We start from the raw sequence: 24,585 nt of genomic DNA, 5'->3' as shown, positions 1-24,585 counted from the left end.
ATCATTTCTGAAACGTTTATTATTTTAGTGCAAAAATTCAGATATGCCTTTAAAAGCTGTGCTGTTCGATATGGATGGCGTGATTGTGGATACGGAACCTCTGCACAGAAAAGCCTATTTTAAAACTTTTAATGATCTTGGAATCGATGTTTCGGAAGAGTTATACGCTTCATTTACCGGAGCTTCTACCAAAAGAGTCTGCGAAACTCTGATTCGGGAATTTAATTTAAAACAGACGTACGAGGAAATTGCAAAAACCAAAAGAGATTATTTTAAGGAATACTTTTATAATGATGAAGAGTTTGACCTGATTTCAGGCGTAAGAGAACTGATACAGCATTATTACGACAACGGGATCAGACTGATTCTCGCTTCTTCCGCAACGATGGCAACCATCAATATGGTTTTTGAAAAATTTGAGCTTGAACAATATTTTGGAGGAAAGATAAGTGGAGCCGACCTGAAGGAATCCAAACCTCATCCTGAAGTTTTTCTTCTTGCCGCAGAAATGGCAAATGAACCTGTAGAAAACTGTATGGTAATTGAAGATTCCACGAATGGAATTTTAGCATCGCATCGGGCAAATATTTTCTGTGCTGCGTACAGAAGTCCGCATTCTAAAAATCAGGATTATACGTTGGCAAATATTGTGGTTTCGGATTATGCCGAACTGGAACTGGATAAGATTTCAAAATATTTTTAAATAGAAAAAGCTCTCAACATCTGAGAGCTTTTGTTTTATTAAACACTAATTCCACGAATAAATTTCACAATTATTACTTGTGTTTTTAGTGCAAAAATTTGTGTTGTCTGTGTTTAAATATGGTAATGTACTGAAAAATAGTTGGTGAAATTCAGGATATATTTTAATAAATTATGGATGTTAATCCGAAGAGGACAAAAGCACTGGTGGAGATCAACTTTTCAGCAATAGGATTAATGTTCAAAACGATAGTTTTAAGGTGAGGTTTCCCTCACCTTTTCGTTTATTATCGGATGAACCTTATGGCTAAAAAAACTCTATTTTTCGTTAGAAAAATAAATATACCATTTGATGAAATTGATTCGGTTTTTCAATGTGAGACCTCTGTGCAGGTCGAGATGATTTTTTAAATGGCTGAAATATCCCTCAATACCATTGGTTGTTTTAGGAATATTGGGATTTTCCAGATAATGAAACATATTGGGCAATGCCCGTTTTATAGTAAAATACGATCGTCTGAGAAGCTTGTGGGTATACCAGTATCTTTCGGTTTCAAGATTAATTGTTTTTTCATTAATATAATCCTGATGTCTCAAATACCAGTCGTTGAGTTCATTTTTCCACCAGATTTTATCGTTTTGTGTTTTAATTTTCAGTAATAATAAAACGTGTTTTCGAAGTTCCTGACCGGCAATGTGTTTAGGAAACTTTGTGAGCCAGATCAGGCACATTCTCTGAATATGAACCAGACATCTCTGAGTAATGATGTCTCCATCAGATTTATTTATGGCTTTCAAAACGCTTTTATGTCCATCTGTAGTAATGCTTTCCAGCTTTACGCCCAGCCGTAAAAGATTGTTTAAATCTTCCCTGATTTCTTCATAATGTTCTCCATCGGTAAAACGGATAAGCTGTGTATATCCATCAAAATCATCCTGATAAGCAATTAAACAGAACTGAGCAAAATAAGTTGCATCCATTCTTAAATTCACCTTTTCCCGTTTGATGATCTTTAAGGTAGGAGACTGCTCTAAAATGGTATAAAATGTTTTCTGCAAAGTATCTTTCGAATAACCGCTGTCTCTGCAAAGCGTTTTGTAGGTCTGCCTTTCCAATACCCATTTTTTGAACCAGATAAAACGATTTTTAATTCTCTGCTCCGTTCTGTTTTGAGTAAATAAAATCCCGCAATTTTTACATTTAAATCTTTGCTTTCCCCCTTGTTTTCCCCAACGAATTACCTCCAGGCTTGAACAAGACCAACAACGTTTTTTTGCCATTTTTCAGACAAAGAAAAAGTTTTATGAAACACGTTTCATAAAACTTCCTCCAAGCAGCCTAACAATGAGGTTTTGATAGAATTCTACCAACTATTTTTCAGTATTATGCCTTAAATATTATTTGTAACCCAAAAGTTTCAGTACATCTTCAGGTTCCTGTTTTTCACGGAAAATTTCATACTGCAACTCACCGTTTTCATCTTTCTGAATCAAAATATGTCGTGGCTGCGGCATTAAGCAGTGATGAACTCCGCCGTATCCTCCGATAGTTTCCTGATACGCTCCTGTGTGGAAAAATCCGATGTACAGAGGTTTCGTATCGCTGAAAACAGGGAGATAAATCGCATTGGTATGTTGTTCGGAATTATAATAATCATCAGAATCACAGGTAAGACCGCCCAAGAAAACTCTTTCGTACGTATCTTCCCATCTGTTCAACGGAAGCATGATAAAGTGTCTGGAAATTGCCCATGTATCGGGAAGCGTGGTCATGAAAGAAGAATCAATCATATTCCATTTTTCTCTGTCGTTCTGACGTTTCTGGGAAATGATTTTATAAATATTGGCTCCGCTTTCACCAACGGTAAAACTTCCGAATTCTGTATAAATATTCGGTTCTTCCACTCCTTCCTCTTCACAGAATTTTTTGATCTGAGAAACGATCTCTTCCACCATGTACTGATAATCGTAATCGAACTGCAGGGATGTTTTGATCGGGAAACCTCCTCCGATGTTCAGAGAGTTGACTTCCGGAGCAATTTTCTTCAAACGTGCGTATACACGAAGACATTTATACAATTCGTTCCAGTAATACGCTGTGTCTTTGATTCCGGTATTGATGAAGAAATGAAGCATTTTCAGTCTTGCATTCGGATGCTCTGCAATTTTCTGGCTGTAGTAAGGAATGATGTCTTTGTACCCGATTCCTAATCTTGAGGTATAAAATTCGAACTTCGGTTCTTCCTCAGAAGCGATTCTGATTCCGATATCGAAAGTGGTATCAATGCTTTCTGTAAGTTTATCCAGCTCACGGTAATTATCCAGAATCGGGGTAATATTTTCAAAACCGCTGTTAATCATCTCCGAAATTTTCGCCAGATAATCGTCTGTTTTGAAACCGTTGCAGATTACTTCTATATCTTTCGTTACTTTTCCTTCTTTGTAAAGAGATTTTACGATATCCATGTCATAGGCTGAAGAAGTTTCTATGGAAATGTCGTTTCTTAAAGCCTCTTCCAATACAAATTTAAAATGACTGGATTTTGTACAATAGCAATATCTATAATTCTTTTTATAATCGGTTTTCTCAAAGGCTTCCCTGAACCAGCTTTTGGCCTTCTGGATATTTTGAGAAATTCTCGGCAGGTAGCTAATTTTTAGCGGGGTGCCAAATTTTTCAACAACATCCATTAAAGGAATGTCGTGAAACAACAAATTGTTCTCAGAAACATTGAATTCCTCGGTAGGGAAATACAACGTCTGATCAATAAGTTCCGAGTACTTTATTTTCATTTCTAAACAAGTGAATTAAGAATGCAAAATTGCTAAAAAAGTTTGGTTTTTTAGCGTTAAAATTATTATAAATTTTAATGGATTTTATTGAAGAAAACAAAGCTAAATTATCAATATGTAAACTTAAGAATATATTCCTGTCTTTTATTTTCAGAAATTCCCAAAGCCTCTTGAATATATCGATCCATAGAACCGTATTTGTTGTTAATTTCATTAAAAGCAGCATCCAGATAACCGGTTTCTATCCAACTTAATTTTTCCAGAACTTTGATGTCTAATTTCGGGTAGATAAAATGCAGGTTATTGGCGAGATGAAGTCTTTTATCGATTAATTTTTTCCTGTAATTATTGGATAAAAGATAATCGTTATAAATGGTTTCTTTATCGAATTTCAAAATTGTAAGAATGAGAGCGGTTGTGATTCCGGTTCTGTCTTTCCCTGCAGTACAGTGGTATAAAACAGGCTGATCTGATTCTAAAATTTCTGTGATAATTTTTCTTATGATTTCAGGGTTTTCTGTAACATAGTCTTTGTAAAACTCATGCATTCTTTTGTCTGCATCTGCACCGTTGACTTTTCCTTTTAAAACCAATTTCTTTGCCTGATCCAACTGATCGCCTTTGTCTTCAAATGCAGAATAATTTTTGTAAACAATTCCTTCCGGAAGATGATCGGGCTTTTTTGCAATCTCCTTTGAATTCCGAAGATCGATAATTTCTCTGATGCCTAAATTTTCAAGTTGTTTAAAAGAAGTTTTTTTCAGTTTATATAAATTTCCGCTTCTGTAAAGCTTACCTTCTTTGAGGGTTTTTCCGTCAATATTTCTGATGTTTTCAACCGTTCTGAAATTGTTGACTTTTTTAATCTGAATATTTTTTCCGGTTTCTTTTTTTCCAAATTCGGGCGTGGAAAATTGTTGTGTTTTGCAGGAGAAAACAGAGAGTAATGTGATGGTCAGGAATGATATTTTGATGAGGTTTTTCATTTTTATTTTATCACATATTTTACGAATCTACACCGATGTTCGTGTTTGATTTTTATGTTTTGGCTAAAGCCGGTTGATGTTTTTTAATTTGAAAACGGGCTAAAGCCCGTTCCTATTGATACGGATAACTTTATTATTTATTTTTATTAAAACCAAGCTCGTGCAATTTGTGAAACATTGGCAATTAGAAAACTGAGCAAAGTCCTTTCCTATTGATTCTATTAGTTCATTATTTATTCTTAATTGCAAAAATAAATTTGTGAAATTTGTGAAAATAATTCGTGCAATTTGTGTTTAAACTACAAATAGTTTTTCCCAACAAAAATCAGCAAATCTCCTGTTTCATATTGAATAGAAACTTCATCTTCTACAGCAAAATTTCTCGTTCCGATTCTGGAAGTAATATCTAAATTTCCGTTTGTCAAAGCCCAGTTTAATCCTTTGGTCGTAATATTTTCAACTGACGGATACGGATACAATGAAATCATTTTGTCTTTCACTCCTGTTATAGCAAATTGCTTCGGGATAAAATAATATTCGGAAAATTCATCATAGAATTTGATATCGAGTTGATCTTTAAATCCAAAAGCCACGGTAAGATTTCCCAGAAAATGATCCTGCTCTCCTCCGCTTCCTCCAAAAACATCTACTTTTTTAAAATCTTTTTCTGCTATAATTTCTAAAGCTTTCTGGAAATCCGTTTTATCCTGATCGGGTGTGTAAATGAATTTGTCTTCATATACATTTTCGTCCGAACCAGAATGCGAGTCGAAATCTCCTGAAATAAAATCCAGCTTCTCCAGAGGGAAATTCAGGTTTTTTAAATAATGAAAAGCACCGTCTGTACAGGCAATGAGACTGTATTCTTCAGTGCTGGGAAAAGATTTGGAAGGATCTCCGTTGATGAAAAGCAGCACTTTATCTTTCATTCGGGTTCCAGTATTCTTCCGGTTCGTTATTGATTTTTGAAATGTATCTTGCCAGAACAAAAAGATAGTCGGAAAGTCTGTTCAGGTATTTAATAAGTTCCGGACGCACTTCTTCCGATTCATTTAAGAAAACCAGAGAACGTTCTGCTCTTCTGCAGATTGTACGTGCTGCATGTAAAAATGTTGCTGCTTTTCCGCCTCCGGGAAGGATAAAATACTGAAGCGGTTCGCATTTTTCGTCAAAAGCATCCATCCAGTTTTCGAGTTCTTCGATTTCGGCATCTGAAATGATTAAAGGAAGGCGCGATTTTCCGTTTGCCAACATGAGTTTATCCACCGGTGTTGCCGCTTCGGAACCGACGGTAAATAAATCGAACTGGATTTTTTTCAGCTGTCTTAACACTTCTTCATCTTCAATATGGCTTTTGGCAATTCCGATGAAGGAATTCAGCTCGTCTATATTTCCGTAACTGTCGACTCTCGCACTTGCTTTTGAAACTCTTGTTCCGCCGTACAAAGCAGTCTGACCTTTATCTCCTGTTTTCGTATAAATTTTCATAGGACTAAATTAGTTTTTTAAAATTAGGTTTACAAATTTTGAGTTTAAGGAACTTTACATTTCTGATTACGGCTGCGACCTAGCCCAGATTGCAGCATTTGTCTGAGCTCATTTACAAAGTTTCGGCTGCGGCGGCAAAGCCGCCGCAGCCGAAACTTTGTAAATAGCGAGTGCGGAAAGCTGGAAACAGCTTCAAATAATTAATGTTGATGGTTTTTGGTTTTGGGTTTCGTGTTTGAAACATGATTCAAAAAAATGACCGATTAAAAACCGGTCACCCTCAAATTATTTATCTACCTAACATTGCTTTAAGTATGATTATCTAACGGAGAAATAGTAAAAATTATTTTAAAAAGAAAAAAAAATTTATCTGTAAAATCCTACTGACAAACTGTTGTCATTACCCCGGTTTATCTTTGTATCAACAATAACAAACAACATTAAAACTATGACAACTACAGCAACCATTACAAAACAGTTTATGACTTCAGGACAATTATTAGAACATTGGCAGGGTCACAGAAATTTAACGAGAAGAGTAATCGAGGCGTTTCCTGAAAAGGATTTATTTGAATTTTCAATTGCGGGAATGAGACCGTTCGCAAAGTTAGCGGTTGAGTTAATCAGCATTGGCGGACCTGCTTTGAAGGGGATTGTCGACAAGAATATGGAAGCTTACAATGAAGAAGGTTTTGTGCCGAAAACGAAGGAGGAGCTTCTGAAAAAGTGGGACGAAGAAACGGAAACGATCAATCATTATTTTGCACAGATTTCGGAGGAGCGTTTTCAGGAGACTTTTAATTTATTCGGACAGTATGAATTTCCTGTGTATCAGAATATTCTGTATTTCGTTGATAATGAAATCCATCACCGTGGACAAGGCTATGTTTATTTAAGAGCTTTGGGAATTGAACCGCCTTTTTTTTGGGAGAGATTTTCGGTTCGTTAATGCCTTTGTTCAAACTGAAATCATTGATTCTCTCACGAAACCGCAGTAAGGAAAAAGAGCGGAGATACGTCTCATAGATTAAATTTTAACGAACTTTTATGATCTGCGGATCCGCTCTTCTTTAAACATGAAGTTTGTTTAAGCTAATTTTAAATTTAACCGCAAAAGACTTTATAGAATTTATTAAGATATTTCAAAAGGTTTGCAAAAGGAACCTTTGATTTTTGTTAACTTCTGTGTTCTTTTTATATTAATCATTAAACTTAAAATAACTAAAGTGTTAATCTTTTGCTTCTTTTGCGGTAAAAAATAAAAGTTTAAACATTATCATTTTATATTGAATTATTCAAAACCTCAACAGCAATTGTTGGGGTTTTTATTGATGTTTGTCTGCAATCTTTGACAACAAATCATTGAGTTGTACTTTGAGGGTTTCCGGTTCTAAAATTGTTGCATAATCTGCAAAAGTAATAAGCCAACGCGGAAATCCGTCTTTAATGGATTCTGTTTCGAAGGTGAGTTCTACCATTCCGTTTTCTGCCTCAATTTCTTTGGTTAGACCGTAGTATTTTTTGGAATTGACCAGAAAAGTCATGATCTTTTTCTCCACCAGAAGTCTTACGAGTGTTTTATTGCCGTTGCTGCTTTGTCTGTAATCATTAATCTGCCCGTATTCTCCTAAAAACGGATTTTGGGTTTTCGAAATCTTTAAAATCCGGTCGACACGAAATTGCCGGAAGTCGCTTCTCAGGGTACAGTAAGCCATGATGTACCAATAATTGAATTCAAAGAAAACGCCGACTGCTTCAATGGTTCTTGTGGAAATTTCTTCGTCAACGGTTTTATATTCAATGATTAACTGCCGTTTTTCGGCTATACTTTCCAGAATCGTGGGTAGAACGTCTTTAATGGTATCTTCGGTTTCGGCATGATACTGAAAAATATCAATCTGATTTTCAATATTCTGGATTAAATTTCTGTCGGAAAATTTTAAAACGGAACGCACTTTTTCCATCGCAGTCTGATAATGATTTCCCAAACTCTGATGCGAAAATTTCTGCATTAGTTTCTCAGCGGTAATGAAACTCAGAACTTCTTCTTTGGTAAACATGACGGGCGGCAATTTATAGCCATCCATCAAAGAATAACCGCTTCCTGCTTCACCAATAATTGGAATTCCGGCATTTTCCAGTGTTTTTACGTCGCGGTAAATGGTACGAACACTTACATCAAATTTGGCAGCCAGATCCTGCGCTCTTACAAGCGGTTTCGACTGTAATTGGGTGAGAATTGCCGTGACGCGGTCGAGTTTTTTAAGATAATGGTCGTTCATTGGGTATGAAGGTCGGAGTGTTTTAGTGTTTTAGTGTTTTAGTGTTTTAGTGTTTTAGTGTTTTAGTGTTTTAGTGTTTTAGCAAAGTTATCTTTTATCTTTTATCATTATAAGTATTAACCAATTTATCCAGATTTAAACTTCTTGCAGAGGCATCAAAAATTTCTCTGTAGGTTCCGTTGATCTGTACCAGTTCATCGTGAGTTCCGCTTTCCACTACTCTGCCTTTTTTCATGACGTAAATTTTATCCGAATCCAAAATCTGCGATAAAGAATGGGAAATGATAATCACGGTTCTGCCTTCTTTTATTGCATCCAGAGAGTTTTTGATCTGCTCTGTGGCGATGGCATCGAGGCTCGCCGTTGGTTCATCAAGAAAAATAATCGGAGGATTTTTTAAGAATAATCTGGCGATGGCAATTCTCTGCTGCTGTCCTCCGGAAAGTTGCGTGGCATCATGATTATATTTTTCCGGTAAATCTAAAATCTGTTCGTGGAGATAGGCTTTTTTCGCAGCTTCTTCAATTTCTTCGAACGTCGTCGCATTCATATTTCCGTAGCGGATATTATCTTCGATGCTTCCTTGGAAAATGTGGTTCTTCTGAAGTACCAATCCCAGATCATTTCTCAGAAAAGTATTGTCGAAATGATTGAGATCTACCCCATCCAAAAGAATTTCTCCGGAATCGGGAAGGTAAAATTTACACAGTAGATTGATAATCGTTGATTTTCCTGCGCCACTTAATCCGACCAAAGCAGTGGTTTTTCCGTTTTCAATTTTCATGGAAACATCGTGTAAAGCCTGTGTCCCGTTTGGATACGTGAAATTGATGTTTTTTAATTCAAAATTTCCTTTAATATCTTTTTCTACAAAATTTCCGTTCGGTTCTTTTTCGTCGTCTGCATTTAAAATATCAAAATACCCTTCTGCATAAATCATCGCATCATTCATGTCATCATAAATTCTGTGCAGTTGTCGAATGGGAGCCGAAACATTATTGAAAAGCATGATGTGAAGCATAATCGCTCCGATGGTCATCTGCTGATCGAGAACGAGATAAACTGTCAGAAGGATTATTAAAACCACTCCAAACTGTTCGATAAACATTTTTAAACCATCATAAATAAAGTTTGTTTTTCTCGTAAACATCTGACTTTCCATCAACTGCATCTGCAAGTCGTACTGTTTTTTTCCTTCGAATTTTTCGCGGACAAAACTTTTAATCACCATGATGGAATTGATTAAATTTAAAAGTCCCGAAGTTTTCTGTTCACGCTGGTTTCTCAGAGTTCTTCTCACTCCGCTTAATTTTTTCGCCTGTAATGAGCTTACATAAAAATAGATGGGAACAATGATGGTGGAAACAATTCCGACGTACACATTTTGCAGATACATGATGATTAAAGCGATAATTGCATTGGAAAACAAAGGCAGCATATCTATAAAAAAGTTCTGCACCAGTCGTGTTAAACTTTCAATTCCTCTGTCTATTCTGATCTGTAGTTTTCCGGATTCGTGATTTTCATCATTAAAATAGGCAACTCTGTACGTTAAAATTTTATCGATGGCAGATTGTGCGAGAATAGAACTTACATTAATCCTGATCTTTTCGCCATAGAATTTCTGTCCGAAATTGATAAAGATGTTCAGCAGTTCTTTTCCTAACAAAATGACTGAGATGACAACAAGAATATGAATTCCTTCCGACATCGGATGCGGAAGATGCGTAAGTTTGGTTACCTCATCTACCGTATATTTTAAAACCAAAGGATTGACCTGCGCCGCCAAAGCTCCCAAAAAGGTTAGAAAGAGCGTTCCGTAGATCATCAAACGATACGGTCTGATGAAAGGAACAAGCTGTTTATAGATTCCGAATAAGGTGACGGTTCTGTTGAAAGGTTTTGCCATAGAATGATTTTAATAAAAAACGTACCGTTTTACAGAGAAAAAGGTACGTTTTATTCTATTTTTCAGCAAATAATTGCTTTATTTTAATTTTCGAATACGTAAGTCGTAAGGTAATGCAACTCAGGTTTACTCGCGGCTTTTGAGTCTGTTTCTGCTTGTTCTAAAGAATACATTGAATTAATCTCTTTCTTCTGAAACACAAAAGAATTATTGGCATTTTTATCTACCACCTCATTAAAAATATGCTGAATTTCCGAATTTCCCAATGAGGCAAAACTGATATCTTCAAAGCCATACAGCAATCTGAGATCATCAAACTGAGCAAAATTTTCGTCCACAAAATTCTGAAACTGGGTTTTAGAATCGAAATTTCCAGCCCAGATATTATATCCGTAACTTTTCTTTTGCGGTTTATCGAAAATGCTTTGGTACACGAAGTTTTCTCCTAAATAAGCTTCTCTTACCTGCGGATCGTTTGCCAGTTCTTCCGGAAGTCCTTCTTTCAGAATTCTTCCTTCAAACATAATGTATGTTTTGTTGGTAATTGCCAAAGTCTGCTGAACGTTGTGGTCGGTAATCAGGATTCCGATGTTTTTATCCGTAAGACTTCTTACGATTTTTTGGATATCTTCTACCGCAATCGGGTCTACTCCGGCGAAAGGTTCATCCAGAAGAATAAAACTCGGATCGGTGGCAAGACATCTTGCGATCTCTGTTCTACGTCTTTCCCCTCCTGACAAAAGGTCTCCACGGTTTTTACGGACGTGCTGTAAGGAAAATTCTTCAATCAGCTCATCGCATTTCATCTGCTGTTCGCGCTTTGAAAGCTTGGTTAACTGCAAAACGCCCATGATATTGTCTTCTACCGAAAGTTTACGGAAAACAGATGCTTCCTGAGCAAGATAGCCAATACCTTTCTGAGCTCTGCGGTACATGGCATCGGTGGTAATTTCCTGTTTGTCTAGGAAAATTTTTCCGGAAGTAGGCTTAACCAAACCGACAATCATATAAAACGAAGTGGTTTTTCCTGCTCCGTTCGGACCAAGCAAACCCACAATTTCTCCCTGCTGAACCTGTACAGAAACGCCTTTTACTACTTTTTTAGGACCGTATTCTTTGATTAAGTTTTCTCCGCGTAAAATCATAAGGGCAAAGATAAAGTTTTTTTGAATTCAAATTTTAGATTAAAAAATGGACTTGAAAGTTTTGTGAAATTTTAATACATCGTTTAAAGATTCTTCGAATAATATTTAACTCAAAATTTTTAAAAAACTTTATTTTATTTCCATAATTTTAAGCTTTCATCAACACTTATTATTACTATGGAAAATAACCAACAGCTTACTGAGCTTTTAGCTTTAGATCTTGGTGTAAACATCATCAACCGAAGACCTTATGCCAAAGAAGTTTTCAAATGGCAGGATATGGATCTGCTTCCGCATTCTTCAACGGATACTTTGCTTTGCGAAATCTACGAATGGAACGGAAGAAACTGGAGAACCACAAATAATAATCTCATAGGTTATTTATTTGGCAGCGACCAGTTAAGTACGGTTAAAAATCAACTGATGAATGTTCAGAAATTTCCGGCTCTGATTCCTGATTTTGAATTTACGAAAGACAGCATGATTGAATTCGGGCTTGCTCTTCCCTCTCTTTTCAATATCGGAATTAAAGGCGACATTAAAAGTGCCAAAGATTTTTCTGTAAAAGTAAACGGCGTTACAAAATCCAGAATCACCAACATTGATTCTCCCGGAATAGAAATCCTTAGAAAATATTCTGAATTTACACAAAACGAATCCAGATCATACAGGAAGAACATCAAATTTAATTATCTGAGTACTTCTTTATTTTATGCAGAAAGTGTGGAAATTAATCTTGAAAAAGACGCAGGAGTGAATCTTGATGTGAGTTTCCAGACGCAGAATGTTGAAGTGAAAGCCAATGTTGATACAGATACAAAAAAGAATTTCGTTCTGAAATATACAGGAAACCAAGCTCCTTTTGCTGCAAAATTTACGAAAGGGAAAGATTTCAATATTTCCTGATGCTTTTAGGAAGGGGTTTTAGCCAAAGTTTATAATCATCATTCATTTTCTTTGGTTTCAAAATAAGTTTTGGCTAAAGCCTAATTGGAGTTCATCAATAAAAAACGGGCTAAAGCCCGTTTCTATTGATAAAAACATTTCGATCCTAAATGTTTTTCATTTAAAGTAAAATGTGAAAAAATTATCTGTTCAAAATCATTGCAGCTTCTTTCGCGAAATAGGTGAAAATCATATCAGCTCCGGCTCTTTTGAAGCAGGTTAAGCTTTCAATAATAGTTTTGTCATTATCCAGCCATCCGTTTTGCGCAGCCGCTTTTACCATAGCATATTCTCCGCTCACGTTGTAAACCGCAATCGGAAGATCAATCGCTTCACGAACTTTAGAAACAATATCCAGATACGGAAGTCCCGGTTTAATCATAATAATGTCAGCTCCTTCTTCAATATCTTTAAAAACTTCGTTTAACGCTTCTCTGGAATTATGAAAATCCATCTGATATGTTTTTTTATCCTTCGGAATTTCCATATTATCTTTTGGTGCGCTGTCTAATGCACTTCTGAAAGGTCCGTAGAACGAACTTGCATATTTTGCAGCATAGCTTAAAATTCCCACATCGGTAAATCCGCTGTCTTCCAAAGCTTCGCGAATGATCTGAACTCTGCCATCCATCATGTCACTTGGTGCCACAATGTCTGCTCCGGCTTCTGCATGTGACACAGACATTCTTGCCAAAGCATCGTTTGTAGCATCATTTACAATTTTTCCGTTTTCGATAATTCCGTCGTGACCGTAAATAGAATACGGATCTAAAGCAACATCGGGCATCACTACCATTTCGGGAAGTGCATCTTTTATAGCTCTGATCGTGTTCTGCATCAGTCCGTTTTTATTCCATGCTTCTTTTCCGGTATTGTCTTTCAGGTCTTCTGAAACCTTCATATAAAGATTAACCGCTTTTATGCCTAAAGAAAATAATTCCTTACATTCCTTCACCGTCAGATCAATACTTCTTCTGAAAATTCCCGGCATCGACGGGATCGGTTCTTCTTTATTCTCGCCCTCCATTACGAAGATCGGCATTACAAAATCATTGGTTGTAAGAGAACATTCTCTTACCAGACTTCTTACAGATTCGTTTACTCTCAGCCTTCTATTTCTTGAATGTATCATTTTGGAATACTTTTTGAATGAAATTTAATGCAAATTTACTACAACTTATATAAAAAAACTATTGCGTAGAATTGCAGAATTATTTATTTTTGTTAAAATATCCCTTAGAAATTATAATTTGATGAGAAAACTTTTACTTTTGTTTATCTTTTTAGGCGCATTTGTTGGATTTTCCGGCAATATGAAAGCGCAGATAAAGGAGCCGGCTTCCTTCTCTCAGAAGTCTGATGACGGAGTGCTTGTTGCTTATCCTAATCCGGCTAAGGATTTCCTTATCGTAAAAGCGAAAGATCCGAACCTGAAAATAAGAAGTGTGATTTTCTATTCGATTTTGGGTACACAGATCGCAAGCTACTCGGTAAACATGAATTCCGGTGAGATTAATATTGAAAAACTAAAGCCCGGTAAATATTTAATCCGATATATTCTGAGTGACAACACGATGAAAGTCACACAGATTATGAAACAATAATTTAAATCCTGATAATCATCAGGATTTTTTCTTTTAGCTTAATTATTCCGTAACTTTCGGAACATTTTTATACTAATTATAAAAACAAATTAATGCTAAAAGCTGAACATATTAGAAAGACCTATAACGCAGGAAAAAAGGTAGCTTTGGATGATTTCAGCATCCATGTTCCGAAAGGAAGTGTGTATGGTCTTTTAGGTCCGAACGGAGCCGGAAAAACTTCTTTTATCCGGATCATCAATCAAATTACACAGGCAGATTCCGGAGAAATACAGATCAACGGACAAAAGCTTAATCCGGATCATATTAAAGATATCGGTTATATGCCTGAAGAACGCGGGCTTTATAAAAACATGACGGTTGGAGATCAGCTTCTCTATTTCGGAGAACTGAAAGGCATGAAAAAGAATGATGCTTTGCAGGAAGCAAAAAAGTGGTTTGACAAACTTCACATCGACCAATGGTGGAAGAAAAAGCTGTCTGAGCTGTCAAAAGGGATGGCACAGAAAATCCAGTTTGTGGTTACCGTTCTTCACCGTCCGCATTTATTGATTCTTGATGAACCTTTTTCCGGTTTTGATCCTGTAAATGCCAATTTAATTAAAGACCAGATCATTGATCTTAAAAACAACGGCACCACAATTATCCTTTCTACTCACCGAATGGAAAGTGTGGAGGAAATGTGCGATTATGTGGCTTTGATTAATAACTCAAAAAAAATTATCGACGGAAGAGTTTTTGATGTACGCGAGAAATTCAAGAAAAATATTTTCGGAATTACGGTTTCTGATGTCAATGATTCTCAACTGGAGGCTTTCAGAAATAAATATGAAATTTTCAATATCAGCAATGAAAACAATTTGCTTTCCTTTGATCTGAAAAATGAAGCCGACCAGAATCATATTCTTCTGGATCTTATACATGTGGGAAAAGTAAGGTCATTCGACGAAAAAATTCCGAGTATGAACGAGGTGTTTATTAATGCGGTAAGCAATAATTCTTAATTATGAATAATATTTTTTTAATTACAAAAAGAGAATTTCTTACGCAGGTTAAGAAAAAATCTTTCATCATATTAACGCTTTTAGCTCCGATCCTTTTACTTGGTTTTGGTGCTGTTATCGGTTTGATGTTTAAGGCTAACGAATCTTACAGCATTATTGAAGTAGTTGATAAAAACGGTTTGTTTAAAAATCAACTGAAATCGAATGATAAACTGAACTATGTTTTTGTTTCTGCGGCAGATGAAAAGTCAAAGATCAACAATCTGAAGAATAATGAATCTTTAGACGGGATTTTGGTTCTGCCTGAACTGAAAGATCAGAATTTTGATGATCTGGAAAAGAATACAAGGCTTGTTATCAACAATAAAATCGGGTTCGATACGAAGCAGAAAATTGTTTCGGACATTAATGAAGTCATCAAAAAAGAGAAAATAAAAAAACTGGGTATCGCTGAAGTACAGCTTGATAATCTTGACAAAAGTTTCAATTTAAAAACGATTAACGTCTCGGAAAATAACAAAGAAGATTCTGATCTTGCTTTCGGCGTAAAAAGCGTTCTGAGTATGCTTTTAATGTACGTGACATTCATGTTTATCATTATCTACGGAGTTAGGGTGATGAGAAGCGTACTGGAAGAGAAAAATAACCGTGTTGTGGAAATTATTATTTCTTCGGTGAAGCCTTTTGAACTGATGATGGGTAAAATTCTGGGGGTAACAATGGTTGCACTTACTCAATTTATCGTTTGGATCACGATGTCGGTTATCGGAGCTTTGGTTCTGAATACAGGATTTTCTGCCATTCCGAAAAATATTCCCGGGAATGAAGGTGTTGCTGAAAAATTTGATGTTTTACAGATGGGAACTCAGATTTCGCATAGTTTACTGGAACTGAATTTCCCTTTAATTATTTTCGTTTTTATAACATTTTTCCTTTTAGGATATATCTTTTACAGTTCCATTTATGCCGCAATCGGTTCTGCTGTAGATAACGAGACAGAAACGCAGCAGTTCACATTATTTGCAGTTCTGCCTTTAATGCTTGGAATGTATGGGAGTTTCACGTTAATGAATAATCCGGATGGTCCTTTAGGATTCTGGCTTTCTATTATTCCGTTTACGTCTCCTGTTGCCATGATTGCGAGAATTCCTTACGGAGTTCCGGCGTGGCAGATTGCGCTGTCTATTGGCTTGCTTCTAGGAACGACTCTTTTTATGATATTTCTGGCAGGTAAAATTTACCGTGTAGGAATTTTAATGTACGGAAATAAAGCTACTCTGAAGGAAATCTGGAAATGGATTAAAGGATAAGCTGTAAGCAGAATTATTTTATATAAAAAACTCCCGAAACATTCAGTTTCGGGAGTTTTTATGTTCTGATTAGAATCAATTTTTATTTGAAGATGTAGCTTAAGCTTAAGCTAAGAACCTGCTCAGACTTACCTTTATCAGTTCCTTTCGGCTCCTGATTAAGTCCCGGATATGTATTCGTAACTCCGAAATCATATCTTGCCGTAAGCTCCAGCTGTCTTTTATAGCTATATCCTACTCCTAGTCCTATTCCAAAGTTAAATGAACTCGCTTTACCATTTACATTAGGATAATTCGGATCAATCTGATCTTTTGTGTAGTAGATCTTAGGTGCGTTTTTAACGTTCTGACTTAATAAAAAATTAAATCTAGGACCTATTAATCCAAAAAATTCAGATTCAGCTTCAGAAAAATACCCTTTAAATGAAATCGGTACACTCAGATAGTTATTTGCGTATACCGCATCATAACCGGGATAGTTTTTAGCATCCTTATCTTTTCCTGTTTCTCCTGCTCCAAAGTAAACTACTTCAGGCTGTATGAAGAACTGGTTGTCTGAACCTATCGGTATTAAAGCCAATACTCCTGCCTGAACGGTATATCTAGGACCGGAAGGATTGTGAGCATTCTTCACTCGGGAATAGTTTCCTCCGACAGTGACACCAAATCTTGTGCTACTAAAATCGATCTGTGCGAAAGACATGGTAGAAAGTGCCAATGCAGAGGCTAATAAAAATTTTTTCATATCGTTATGTTTATGTTATCCTAGAATTTTTGCAACAGTAGCACCAATATCAGCAGGAGAGTCTACCACGTTAATTCCGTTTTCTCTCATGATTTCCATCTTAGCCTGAGCTGTATCTTCTGCTCCGCCTACGATTGCACCTGCGTGCCCCATTGTTCTTCCTTTAGGAGCAGTCTGTCCTGCGATGAAACCTACAACCGGCTTTGTAGAACCACTTGCTTTGTACCATCTTGCTGCTTCCGCTTCAAGACCTCCACCGATTTCTCCGATCATTACAACCGCTTCAGTTTCAGGATCGTTGATGAATAATTCCAAAGCTTCTCTTGTAGTTGTTCCGATGATCGGGTCTCCACCGATACCGATTGCTGTAGAGATACCGTAACCCGCTCTTACTACCTGATCTGCAGCTTCGTAAGTAAGAGTACCAGATTTAGAAACGATACCTACTTTACCTTTTTTGAAAACGAAACCTGGCATAATCCCAATTTTAGCTTCTTCAGAAGTAATGATTCCCGGGCAGTTCGGACCGATCAATCTGCAGTCTCTGTCAGCAATGTAAGATTTTACTTTCACCATATCCGCTACAGGAATACCTTCAGTAATACATACAATAACTTTGATCCCAGCTTCAGCAGCTTCCATAATAGCGTCAGCAGCAAATGCAGGCGGTACGAAAATAATACTTACGTTAGCTCCGGCTTTTTCTACAGCATCTGCTACCGTATTGAATACAGGCTTCCCTAAGTGCTCGCTTCCTCCTTTTCCCGGAGTAACACCTCCTACTACGTTGGTTCCGTATTCGATCATCTGGCTTGCGTGGAAAGTACCTTCGTTCCCTGTAAATCCTTGTACAATTACTTTAGAATCTTTGTTTACTAAAATTGACATTTTATTATTTATTTAATTTATTTATTACTTTTTTAAATGCACACAAATTTAATTAAATTTCTTTGATTTAAGATAAATCTAACTAATTTGTTTATTTGAGATTTCTCAGTTTGACTTCTTTTTTAAGATACGTTTTAAAATCTTCCGCAAACATCCCGATGTAAGTTCCTTTTTCGAGATCTCTGTTTACTCCGGTTTTCCCTAATAATACAGAACCGCTTTCAATTTTATTTCCTGAGGCAATGCCCACCTGTCCCCATAAGGTAACCTCATCACCGATAACACAGCATCCTGCAATACCGACCTGAGAAGCGATAAGACATTTTTTTCCAATCACGGTATCGTGCCCGATCTGAATCTGATTATCCAGAACAGAACCTTCTCCGATAATGGTAGAATCTGTAACTCCTCTGTCGATAGTACAACCGTTTCCGATCTCTACATTGTTTTCGATCACTACGTTTCCTACCGAAATGAGACGGTCGAAATTGCCGTTCAGTTTTCTGTAATAAAAAGCGTCACCGCCTAAAACGGTATTAGACTGGATCACTACATTATCTCCGATTACTGTTCTGTCGCCGATGACAACATTAGGAAAAATCAGGGTGTTTTTTCCTATTTTCACGTTATTTCCAATGACCGCAGAAGCATGAATTTTTGTTCCCTCTCCTATTTCAGCATCATGAAGTTCTTCCGTGAAGTTATAGATTCTTGTAAAATGGGTATTGATTTTATTGAAATCTCTGAAAGGATCTTCTGAAACCAACAGTGCTTTTCCTTCCGGACATTCTACTTCTTTATCGATCAAAATAATCGTCGCAGCGGAATTTAATGCTTTATCGTAATATTTGGGATGGTTAACGAAAACGATTTCACCGGCTTTTACCATGTGAATTTCGTTCGTTCCCAACACTTCGAAGTCTTCTGAACCTACAAATTTTGCCCCGATAAGTTCGGCAATGGTTTTCAGTTTTTGTGGCTGATGAAACGTCATATTTTTTTTAAATGATGTTTTAAATTTTCAACGGTGTCTTGAAATCCAGACACGGCTTTGTTTTTCCAATTTTAATTGCAGCCCGACCGGACCCTTCGACAAGCTCAGGGTAAACTACAAAGCTGCCATAAAAAATGAAAGCTGAAAGTTGTTATACTTCCAGCCTCATATTATTTGTGAATAATTATTCTTTTACTCTTTCTAAGTAAGAACCGTCTTCTGTGCTTACTTTGATTTTGTCTCCCGGTTCAATGAACAGAGGAACCATTACTCTTGCTCCTGTTTCTACGATTGCGTTTTTAAGAGCGTTGGTTGCTGTGTTTCCTTTTACTCCCGGATCAGCTTCCACTACTTCCAGATAAACGGACTGCGGTAATTCTGCTGAAAGCGGAGTTTCGTCTGCTTCTTTCAAAATGATGGTTACTTCTTCACCCGCTTTCATCAGGTTGGAGTTTTCGATCATTTCTTTGTTAAGGTATAACTGAGAGAAGTCATCGTTATTCATGAAGTGGAAACCATTTTCATCATCGTAAAGATACTGGTATTTTCTTGTGATTACTTTTACCTCATCAATTTTGTGACCTGCAGAGAAAGTATTGTCGATTACTTTACCGTTGGTTACAGATTTTAATTTTGTTCTAACGAAAGCAGGACCTTTTCCCGGTTTTACGTGAAGGAATTCGATAACTTTATAAATATCGTTGCTGTATTCGATGCAAAGTCCTTTTCTGATATCGTTACTTGTTGCCATTAATTATTATATATTTTTATTTTCTTTTGTTAAATTGTATTCCTTCTCCCTGAGTTGGCAGTCTGTTGAAAACATTATTATTGAATGAGTTCACATTATTATTCAGTCTGTTTACATTCGTCTGTATCTCGGAATGATAGGGATTTGCGGTTCCAAAAATTGAGTTTCCGCCGGAATTATTCTGTTTCAGAATATCATTCAGATTATGTTTAGCAATGCTGTCACTGGATTTTGAAGGTAGTCTTCTTTCCAGAATAGAAGTCTTGGCTGTTCTCTCCGTTTTTAATCCTTCTGTCTGTTGTCCGGACAAAAATGATACTGTAAAAAGCATTAAAACAAAAATCAGACTTTTACTTTTCATTGATAACAATGCTAAATTTTTCTTTATTATTCTCTTTCCTTCCCTGTTCCGTATCCTTTTACGATTCCTCTTGGAGAATTCTGGATAAACTGAAGAATTTCATCTCTTTCAGCCGTCGGAAGCATTTCTTTTTCGATGTAAAGCAACGCTTGGGAAACATTCATTTTCATCTGGAAAATTGCTCTGTAAATTTTCTGAATTTCAAAGATTTTCTCATTGGTAAATCCTCTTCTTCTTAAACCTACGGAATTAATTCCTGCATAAGACATCGGTTCTCTTGCCACTTTTACATAAGGCGGAATATCTTTTCTTACCAGAGTTCCTCCCGAGATCATTACATGTTTTCCGATTTTCCCGAACTGATGGACAGCCGACAGACCACCCATCACAGTATAATCCCCGATTTCCACATGACCTGCAATACCACAACCGTTTACGATGATCACATGATCTCCGATTACACAATCATGAGCAATGTGGGAAGTTGCCATAATAAGGCAGTTTTTTCCAATTTTGGTAAAACCAAGGGCTTTTGTTCCCCTGTTTACCGTTACACATTCTCTGATCGTTGTTTCATCGCCGATAATTACCTGCGTATCTTCACCATCAAATTTCAAATCCTGAGGAATCGCAGAAATTACCGTTCCCGGAAAAATTCTGCAATTTTTACCGATTCTTGCACCATCCATGATGGTAACATTGGGACCAATCCATGTTCCTTCGCCAATTTCCACGTCCCCTGCAATTGTAGTAAAAGGTTCTACGATTACATTTTTGCTGATTTTCGCACGTTTATCTACGGCTGCTAATTGATGAATCATTTAATCAACTTTATTTTTTGCAACTTGGGCCATAAGTTCTGCTTCTACCGCTACTGTATCTCCTACGTAACCATAACCCTGCATATGAACAATTCCTCTTCTGATAGGCTCTATCAATTCAATCTTGAAAATAAGCGTATCTCCCGGAATTACTTTTCTCTTGAATTTTACTTTATCTATTTTAATAAAGTACGTAGAGTAATTTTCAGGATCCGGAACGCTTGCCAAAACAAGAATTCCTCCGGTCTGTGCCAAAGCTTCTACCTGTAAAACTCCCGGCATTACGGGTTCTTTCGGAAAATGTCCAACGAAGAATGGTTCGTTCATTGTAACATTTTTAAGACCTACAACGTGAGAATCTGAAAGTTCAAGAATTTTATCAATCAATAAGAACGGTGGTCTGTGAGGCATCAGTCTCATGATTCCGTTGATATCGAAAACAGGTTCTTTTGTTAAATCAAAATCAGGAACATTTTTCTTTTTCTGCAATTTCCACTGACGGTTCAGTTTTTTTGCAAACTGTGTGTTTACGTAATGTCCCGGTTTGTTGGCTATTACTTTTCCTTTTATTTTCACTCCTGCCAAAGCCAGATCACCGATCACATCGAGTAATTTGTGTCTTGCGGCTTCGTTGGGATAGTTTAAGTTCAAATTATCAAGAATTCCGTTTGGTCTTATCGATACGTTATCTTTACCAAAGGCTTTCTTTAGTTTTTCTGTAGTTTCCGGTGTAAGATCTTTATCTACATAAACAATCGCGTTGGAAATATCTCCGCCTTTGATCAAACCGTGATCTAAAAGCATTTCCAGTTCGTGTAAAAAGCTAAATGTTCTTGCTGATGAAATTTCTTCTTTAAACTCAGAAATATTTTTAAGCGTAGCATTTTGAGTTCCCAAAACTTTGGTCCCAAAATCTACCATCGTTGTAACTTCGTAGGTATCTGAAGGAATAATGGTGATCTCAGATCCTGTAGCCGGATCGCTGTAGGTAAGAACTTCTTTTACCACAAGATATTCTCTTGCTATATTTTGCTCTACTACTCCTACGCTTTCGATTGCTTCTACAAAGAATTTTGAAGAACCGTCTAAGATCGGCGGTTCGGAAGCATCCATTTCAAGAATGGCATTATCAATATCACAGCCTACCAAAGCCGCTAAAAGATGCTCACAAGTTGTGATCTTTACTCCCAGTTTTTCTAATGTTGTTCCTCTTTCTGTAGCTACAACGTAATTAACGTCTGCTTCGACCTGAGGATGCCCTTCCAAATCTGTTCTTACGAATACGAAACCTGTATTTTCTTTTGCAGGTTTCATGGTTAATTTTACTTCTTTACCAGTATGAAGTCCGATTCCGGAAAGTGTCACTTCCTGCTGAAGTGTTTTTTGCATATCACTCATTAGTTTAATCTTTTGAGTTATTCTCGAGATTATTTATTCTTTTTACCACTTCAGGTAAGTTTCTGAAATGTACATAACTTCTAAGATAGTCGTTGTAGCTGATCGCCGGAGATCCATAAATGGTTTCTCTGTCGTTTACGCTGGAATTTACGCCACTCTGAGCCTGTATTTTTACCTGATTTCCTATTTTGATGTGTCCTACAACACCTACCTGACCTCCAATCTGGTTCCAGTCTCCGATGGTTGTAGATCCTGCAATTCCGGCTTGTGCGGCAATTACATTGTTTTTTCCGATTTTTACGTTGTGTGCGATCTGGATCAGGTTATCAATTTTAGTACCTTTTCCGATTACGGTAGAACCAATGGTTGCTCTGTCTATACTGCAGTTGGAACCAATTTCCACATCGTCTTCAATGATAACGTTTCCTAACTGCGGAATTTTTTTGAATCCGTCCGGAGTCGGCTGAAATCCGAAACCGTCTCCTCCGATTACGGTATTGGAATGAATAACACAATTGTCTCCGATGATGCAGTAATCGTAAATTCTCGCTCCACTGTCAATTTTACAGTTTTTCCCGATCTTCACCCCTTTTCCGATGTAAACCTGCGGATAAATCTGGCTTCCCTCTCCCACTTTTGCCTTTTCTGAAACGTAGGTAAAAGCTCCGATATACACATCTTCTCCGATTACGGCAGTTTCATGAATGGATGAACCATTTTCGATTCCTTTTCTTCTTCCCTGCATTTCCTGATATAAATTCATGAGAACCTGAAAAGAAAGATAAGCATCCTTTACTGCAATAACAGTAGGAAGGTAAGAATCTTTTGAGATAAGCTTTTCCGAAACAATGATAACGGAACATTTTGAAGTCTCTAAATAATGCGAAAATCTATCCTGCGCGATGAAAGAAAGATGTCCTGTTTCCCCGCTTTCTATAGGCGAAACTCCAGTAATAAGTGCATTCTCGTCACCTATTATTTTTCCGTCGATAAAACTTGCAATTTGCGAAGCTGTAAATTCCATATTCTGCAAAGATAAGAAATTCTGTAATTCGCAAACATTTTTTAGTTTTCGGAACGTGAATTTTAATATTCTTTAAGAAATAATGTGTGAAATATTTCTTGGAAATGTAAGAATATATCTTGTGGTTTTATTTATCATCAAGCCCGATAAAAGCTGGTCTTCCGATTCGTCAAGACGTATTTTTTTACCGTTTTTCTGCAACAGATAAATCGGCTGTTTTTCGGTATCGTAAGGAAGGAGTTTTCTTTTTATTTCGTGTACGAGTTCGCTCCCATTATCGATTCCGAAAAATTCATTCACATTCTTTATTTTTTCTTCAATAAAACCCGGCTCAAAAGGATGAGATGAAATAATGGTTTTCGGAAGGTTTCTCTGGATCACACATTTACACCAATACGAGAGAATCATATCCTCTGCATTCTGCCAGTTTTTCATTGCCTGAATAATATCATTGTCATCAAGTTGTGTAAAACGTTCCACATCTTCATCCGTGGCTGCACTTTTTCCGCGATGCAGAAAATATTTCAGGTTTTCAGTTGCCACCAAATCGATTCCCTGTGAAACCAGAAGCTTGGCTCTTTCCAGAATTTTAACCAAAAGAAATTCTGCCAGAGCGGATGTTTTATGATAATACACCTGCCAATACATAAACATTCTGGCCGTGAGGAAATTCTCAATAGAATAAACGCCTTTTGCATCAATTACCAGCTCGCCCTCATCACAGACGTTCATCATGGAGATGATTCTTTGTGTATTGATGCTTCCTTCGGAAACTCCCGTAAAAAAGCTGTCCCGTTTCAGATAATCCAAACGATCGACATCAAGCTGTGAAGAAATAAGCTGGTTGAAAAACTTTCGGTGGTATTTTCCCTGAAACATTTCGATAGCGCAGGATAATTCTCCGTTAAATTCATCATTCAGACGATTCATTAACAATAAAGACAGTTTTTCATGATGCCAATCGTCCATCAGCATACTTTCCAGAGCGTGGGAAAACGGACCATGACCAATATCATGCATTAAAATCGCCAACATTGCCCCTTTTTCTTCCTCTTCTGAAATTTTCACGCCTTTCTGCTTCAAGGTTTCCAAAGCCGTAAACATCAAATGCATGGCTCCCAAAGCGTGGTGAAATCTTGTATGTGTCGCGCCCGGAAAAATCAGGTTTAAAAGTCCTGTCTGCCCGATTCTTCTTAATCTCTGAAAGTAAGGATGCTCGATGATGTCGAATAAAATTTCATGGGGAATTTTGATGAATCCGTGAACGGGATCGTTGATAATTTTTAGCTTGTTCTGCATTGAAAACGTCTGTATTTGCAAACAAATTTAGGAATTTTATATTTTAGAGGTAATTAATTTTCATTAAACTGTTTGTTGTTTTAAAAGTAACTTTCTTTGTTGAATTTGTTTTTAACACAAAGTCCGCAAAGATTTT

The 24,585-nt window shown here is 36.8% G+C and carries 23 protein-coding genes and 1 pseudogene; 6 read left to right on the top strand and 18 right to left on the bottom strand.

Translation table 11 applies throughout. The features are described from left to right. Positions 1-43 precede the first annotated feature (43 nt). A complete protein-coding gene (locus tag AC52CF_RS04485; RefSeq protein ID WP_214590604.1) occupies positions 44-703 on the top strand; it encodes an HAD family hydrolase in 660 nt (219 codons plus the stop codon). Positions 704-1,020: 317 nt separating this feature from the next. Here the strand turns inward: AC52CF_RS04485 and AC52CF_RS04480 are convergent, their stop codons facing one another. The 5 genes from AC52CF_RS04480 to AC52CF_RS04460 form a co-directional block, all read right to left on the bottom strand. Further along, entirely contained in the window at positions 1,021-1,983 is a 963-nt protein-coding gene (locus AC52CF_RS04480) for an IS256 family transposase, variant Zn-binding type (protein WP_496517329.1), read from the bottom strand. A gap of 117 nt (positions 1,984-2,100) precedes the next feature. Then, complete coding sequence (locus AC52CF_RS04475) at positions 2,101-3,495, bottom strand: type III PLP-dependent enzyme domain-containing protein (RefSeq protein ID WP_087709214.1); 1,395 nt, start codon at positions 3,493-3,495, stop codon at positions 2,101-2,103. Positions 3,496-3,605: 110 nt separating this feature from the next. Beyond that, a complete protein-coding gene (locus tag AC52CF_RS04470; RefSeq protein WP_214590605.1) occupies positions 3,606-4,481 on the bottom strand; it encodes a tyrosine-protein phosphatase in 876 nt (291 codons plus the stop codon). Between the two features lie 299 nt (positions 4,482-4,780). After that, complete coding sequence (locus AC52CF_RS04465; RefSeq protein ID WP_214590606.1) at positions 4,781-5,410, bottom strand: thiamine diphosphokinase; 630 nt, start codon at positions 5,408-5,410, stop codon at positions 4,781-4,783. Further along, positions 5,400-5,969, bottom strand: coding sequence for a cob(I)yrinic acid a,c-diamide adenosyltransferase (locus AC52CF_RS04460; protein WP_116096043.1), 570 nt, complete (start codon positions 5,967-5,969; stop codon positions 5,400-5,402). The genes AC52CF_RS04465 and AC52CF_RS04460 overlap by 11 nt, the downstream gene beginning before the upstream one ends. 448 nt (positions 5,970-6,417) lie before the next feature. Here AC52CF_RS04460 and AC52CF_RS04455 point away from each other — a divergent pair, with 448 nt between their 5' ends. Next, complete coding sequence (locus tag AC52CF_RS04455) at positions 6,418-6,918, top strand: DinB family protein (protein ID WP_214590607.1); 501 nt, start codon at positions 6,418-6,420, stop codon at positions 6,916-6,918. Positions 6,919-7,294: 376 nt separating this feature from the next. Here AC52CF_RS04455 and AC52CF_RS04450 read toward each other — a convergent pair whose 3' ends face one another. From AC52CF_RS04450 to lptB, 3 genes and pseudogenes are all read right to left on the bottom strand, one after another. After that, entirely contained in the window at positions 7,295-8,251 is a 957-nt protein-coding gene (locus AC52CF_RS04450; protein WP_214590608.1) for a helix-turn-helix transcriptional regulator, read from the bottom strand. Between the two features lie 94 nt (positions 8,252-8,345). Beyond that, complete coding sequence (locus AC52CF_RS04445) at positions 8,346-10,079, bottom strand: ABC transporter ATP-binding protein (protein WP_496518204.1); 1,734 nt, start codon at positions 10,077-10,079, stop codon at positions 8,346-8,348. Between the two features lie 500 nt (positions 10,080-10,579). Next, positions 10,580-11,305, bottom strand: a pseudogene (gene lptB, locus AC52CF_RS04440) (LPS export ABC transporter ATP-binding protein); the annotation flags it as partial. A 177-nt stretch (positions 11,306-11,482) separates the two neighbouring features. Between lptB and AC52CF_RS04435 the strand changes: the two are divergent. Further along, complete coding sequence (locus tag AC52CF_RS04435) at positions 11,483-12,211, top strand: hypothetical protein (protein ID WP_214590610.1); 729 nt, start codon at positions 11,483-11,485, stop codon at positions 12,209-12,211. A 181-nt stretch (positions 12,212-12,392) separates the two neighbouring features. Here the strand turns inward: AC52CF_RS04435 and hemB are convergent, their stop codons facing one another. Next, complete coding sequence (gene hemB / locus AC52CF_RS04430) at positions 12,393-13,382, bottom strand: porphobilinogen synthase (RefSeq protein ID WP_214590611.1); 990 nt, start codon at positions 13,380-13,382, stop codon at positions 12,393-12,395. Positions 13,383-13,503: 121 nt separating this feature from the next. On the opposite strand from hemB, the gene AC52CF_RS04425 reads away from it, so the two are divergent. From AC52CF_RS04425 to AC52CF_RS04415, 3 genes are all read left to right on the top strand, one after another. Next, positions 13,504-13,854: a T9SS type A sorting domain-containing protein gene (locus tag AC52CF_RS04425; RefSeq protein WP_214590612.1), complete on the top strand. Its 351-nt coding sequence runs from the start codon at positions 13,504-13,506 to the stop codon at positions 13,852-13,854. Between the two features lie 92 nt (positions 13,855-13,946). Then, positions 13,947-14,858 (top strand): ABC transporter ATP-binding protein, encoded by a 912-nt coding sequence (locus AC52CF_RS04420; protein WP_214590613.1) that lies wholly within the window; start codon positions 13,947-13,949, stop codon positions 14,856-14,858. 2 nt (positions 14,859-14,860) lie between these two features. Beyond that, complete coding sequence (locus AC52CF_RS04415) at positions 14,861-16,168, top strand: ABC transporter permease (protein WP_214590614.1); 1,308 nt, start codon at positions 14,861-14,863, stop codon at positions 16,166-16,168. Positions 16,169-16,250: 82 nt separating this feature from the next. Here AC52CF_RS04415 and AC52CF_RS04410 read toward each other — a convergent pair whose 3' ends face one another. The 9 genes from AC52CF_RS04410 to AC52CF_RS04370 all read right to left on the bottom strand — a co-directional run bounded on the left by AC52CF_RS04410 (position 16,251) and on the right by AC52CF_RS04370 (position 24,449). Continuing rightward, entirely contained in the window at positions 16,251-16,913 is a 663-nt protein-coding gene (locus AC52CF_RS04410) for a porin family protein (RefSeq protein ID WP_214590615.1), read from the bottom strand. A 15-nt stretch (positions 16,914-16,928) separates the two neighbouring features. Continuing rightward, positions 16,929-17,801, bottom strand: a complete 873-nt coding sequence (sucD, locus tag AC52CF_RS04405; protein ID WP_047488432.1) for a succinate--CoA ligase subunit alpha — start codon at positions 17,799-17,801, stop codon at positions 16,929-16,931. A 91-nt stretch (positions 17,802-17,892) separates the two neighbouring features. Next, positions 17,893-18,795 (bottom strand): UDP-3-O-(3-hydroxymyristoyl)glucosamine N-acyltransferase, encoded by a 903-nt coding sequence (locus tag AC52CF_RS04400; RefSeq protein ID WP_214590616.1) that lies wholly within the window; start codon positions 18,793-18,795, stop codon positions 17,893-17,895. A gap of 184 nt (positions 18,796-18,979) precedes the next feature. Continuing rightward, complete coding sequence (gene efp, locus AC52CF_RS04395) at positions 18,980-19,546, bottom strand: elongation factor P (protein WP_027379799.1); 567 nt, start codon at positions 19,544-19,546, stop codon at positions 18,980-18,982. Between the two features lie 16 nt (positions 19,547-19,562). Further along, positions 19,563-19,907: a hypothetical protein gene (locus AC52CF_RS04390; protein ID WP_250902180.1), complete on the bottom strand. Its 345-nt coding sequence runs from the start codon at positions 19,905-19,907 to the stop codon at positions 19,563-19,565. A gap of 26 nt (positions 19,908-19,933) precedes the next feature. Then, a complete protein-coding gene (gene lpxA, locus AC52CF_RS04385) occupies positions 19,934-20,728 on the bottom strand; it encodes an acyl-ACP--UDP-N-acetylglucosamine O-acyltransferase (RefSeq protein WP_076395592.1) in 795 nt (264 codons plus the stop codon). Then, positions 20,729-22,126: a bifunctional UDP-3-O-[3-hydroxymyristoyl] N-acetylglucosamine deacetylase/3-hydroxyacyl-ACP dehydratase gene (locus AC52CF_RS04380; RefSeq protein ID WP_087709291.1), complete on the bottom strand. Its 1,398-nt coding sequence runs from the start codon at positions 22,124-22,126 to the stop codon at positions 20,729-20,731. It lies immediately after the preceding gene. Between the two features lie 4 nt (positions 22,127-22,130). Then, complete coding sequence (gene lpxD / locus AC52CF_RS04375) at positions 22,131-23,150, bottom strand: UDP-3-O-(3-hydroxymyristoyl)glucosamine N-acyltransferase (protein ID WP_185204981.1); 1,020 nt, start codon at positions 23,148-23,150, stop codon at positions 22,131-22,133. A gap of 72 nt (positions 23,151-23,222) precedes the next feature. Further along, positions 23,223-24,449 (bottom strand): HD domain-containing protein, encoded by a 1,227-nt coding sequence (locus AC52CF_RS04370; protein ID WP_214590617.1) that lies wholly within the window; start codon positions 24,447-24,449, stop codon positions 23,223-23,225. Positions 24,450-24,585 lie beyond the last annotated feature (136 nt).

The organism is Chryseobacterium sp. 2P (assembly GCF_059579425.1).
Note: the sequence above shows the minus strand (reverse complement) of the source record. Positions and strands in the feature narration are given on the sequence as shown.

What these genes read in the sequence shown, in the direction of transcription:
- lpxD (WP_185204981.1), bottom strand. Translation starts at nt 23,150, where the DNA reads ATGGAATTTACAGCTTCGCAAATTGCAAGTTTTATCGACGGAAAAATA.
- AC52CF_RS04445 (WP_496518204.1), bottom strand. Translation starts at nt 10,079, where the DNA reads ATGATCTACGGAACGCTCTTTCTAACCTTTTTGGGAGCTTTGGCGGCG.
- hemB (WP_214590611.1), bottom strand. Translation starts at nt 13,382, where the DNA reads ATGATACATTCAAGAAATAGAAGGCTGAGAGTAAACGAATCTGTAAGA.
- AC52CF_RS04480 (WP_496517329.1), bottom strand. Translation starts at nt 1,983, where the DNA reads ATGGCAAAAAAACGTTGTTGGTCTTGTTCAAGCCTGGAGGTAATTCGT.
- AC52CF_RS04390 (WP_250902180.1), bottom strand. Translation starts at nt 19,907, where the DNA reads ATGAAAAGTAAAAGTCTGATTTTTGTTTTAATGCTTTTTACAGTATCA.
- AC52CF_RS04460 (WP_116096043.1), bottom strand. Translation starts at nt 5,969, where the DNA reads ATGAAAATTTATACGAAAACAGGAGATAAAGGTCAGACTGCTTTGTAC.
- AC52CF_RS04475 (WP_087709214.1), bottom strand. Translation starts at nt 3,495, where the DNA reads ATGAAAATAAAGTACTCGGAACTTATTGATCAGACGTTGTATTTCCCT.
- AC52CF_RS04470 (WP_214590605.1), bottom strand. Translation starts at nt 4,481, where the DNA reads ATGAAAAACCTCATCAAAATATCATTCCTGACCATCACATTACTCTCT.
- lpxA (WP_076395592.1), bottom strand. Translation starts at nt 20,728, where the DNA reads ATGATTCATCAATTAGCAGCCGTAGATAAACGTGCGAAAATCAGCAAA.
- AC52CF_RS04465 (WP_214590606.1), bottom strand. Translation starts at nt 5,410, where the DNA reads ATGAAAGATAAAGTGCTGCTTTTCATCAACGGAGATCCTTCCAAATCT.
- AC52CF_RS04415 (WP_214590614.1), top strand. Translation starts at nt 14,861, where the DNA reads ATGAATAATATTTTTTTAATTACAAAAAGAGAATTTCTTACGCAGGTT.
- AC52CF_RS04380 (WP_087709291.1), bottom strand. Translation starts at nt 22,126, where the DNA reads ATGAGTGATATGCAAAAAACACTTCAGCAGGAAGTGACACTTTCCGGA.
- AC52CF_RS04435 (WP_214590610.1), top strand. Translation starts at nt 11,483, where the DNA reads ATGGAAAATAACCAACAGCTTACTGAGCTTTTAGCTTTAGATCTTGGT.
- efp (WP_027379799.1), bottom strand. Translation starts at nt 19,546, where the DNA reads ATGGCAACAAGTAACGATATCAGAAAAGGACTTTGCATCGAATACAGC.
- AC52CF_RS04410 (WP_214590615.1), bottom strand. Translation starts at nt 16,913, where the DNA reads ATGAAAAAATTTTTATTAGCCTCTGCATTGGCACTTTCTACCATGTCT.
- AC52CF_RS04370 (WP_214590617.1), bottom strand. Translation starts at nt 24,449, where the DNA reads ATGCAGAACAAGCTAAAAATTATCAACGATCCCGTTCACGGATTCATC.
- sucD (WP_047488432.1), bottom strand. Translation starts at nt 17,801, where the DNA reads ATGTCAATTTTAGTAAACAAAGATTCTAAAGTAATTGTACAAGGATTT.
- AC52CF_RS04420 (WP_214590613.1), top strand. Translation starts at nt 13,947, where the DNA reads ATGCTAAAAGCTGAACATATTAGAAAGACCTATAACGCAGGAAAAAAG.
- AC52CF_RS04425 (WP_214590612.1), top strand. Translation starts at nt 13,504, where the DNA reads ATGAGAAAACTTTTACTTTTGTTTATCTTTTTAGGCGCATTTGTTGGA.
- AC52CF_RS04485 (WP_214590604.1), top strand. Translation starts at nt 44, where the DNA reads ATGCCTTTAAAAGCTGTGCTGTTCGATATGGATGGCGTGATTGTGGAT.
- AC52CF_RS04450 (WP_214590608.1), bottom strand. Translation starts at nt 8,251, where the DNA reads ATGAACGACCATTATCTTAAAAAACTCGACCGCGTCACGGCAATTCTC.
- AC52CF_RS04400 (WP_214590616.1), bottom strand. Translation starts at nt 18,795, where the DNA reads ATGACGTTTCATCAGCCACAAAAACTGAAAACCATTGCCGAACTTATC.
- AC52CF_RS04455 (WP_214590607.1), top strand. Translation starts at nt 6,418, where the DNA reads ATGACAACTACAGCAACCATTACAAAACAGTTTATGACTTCAGGACAA.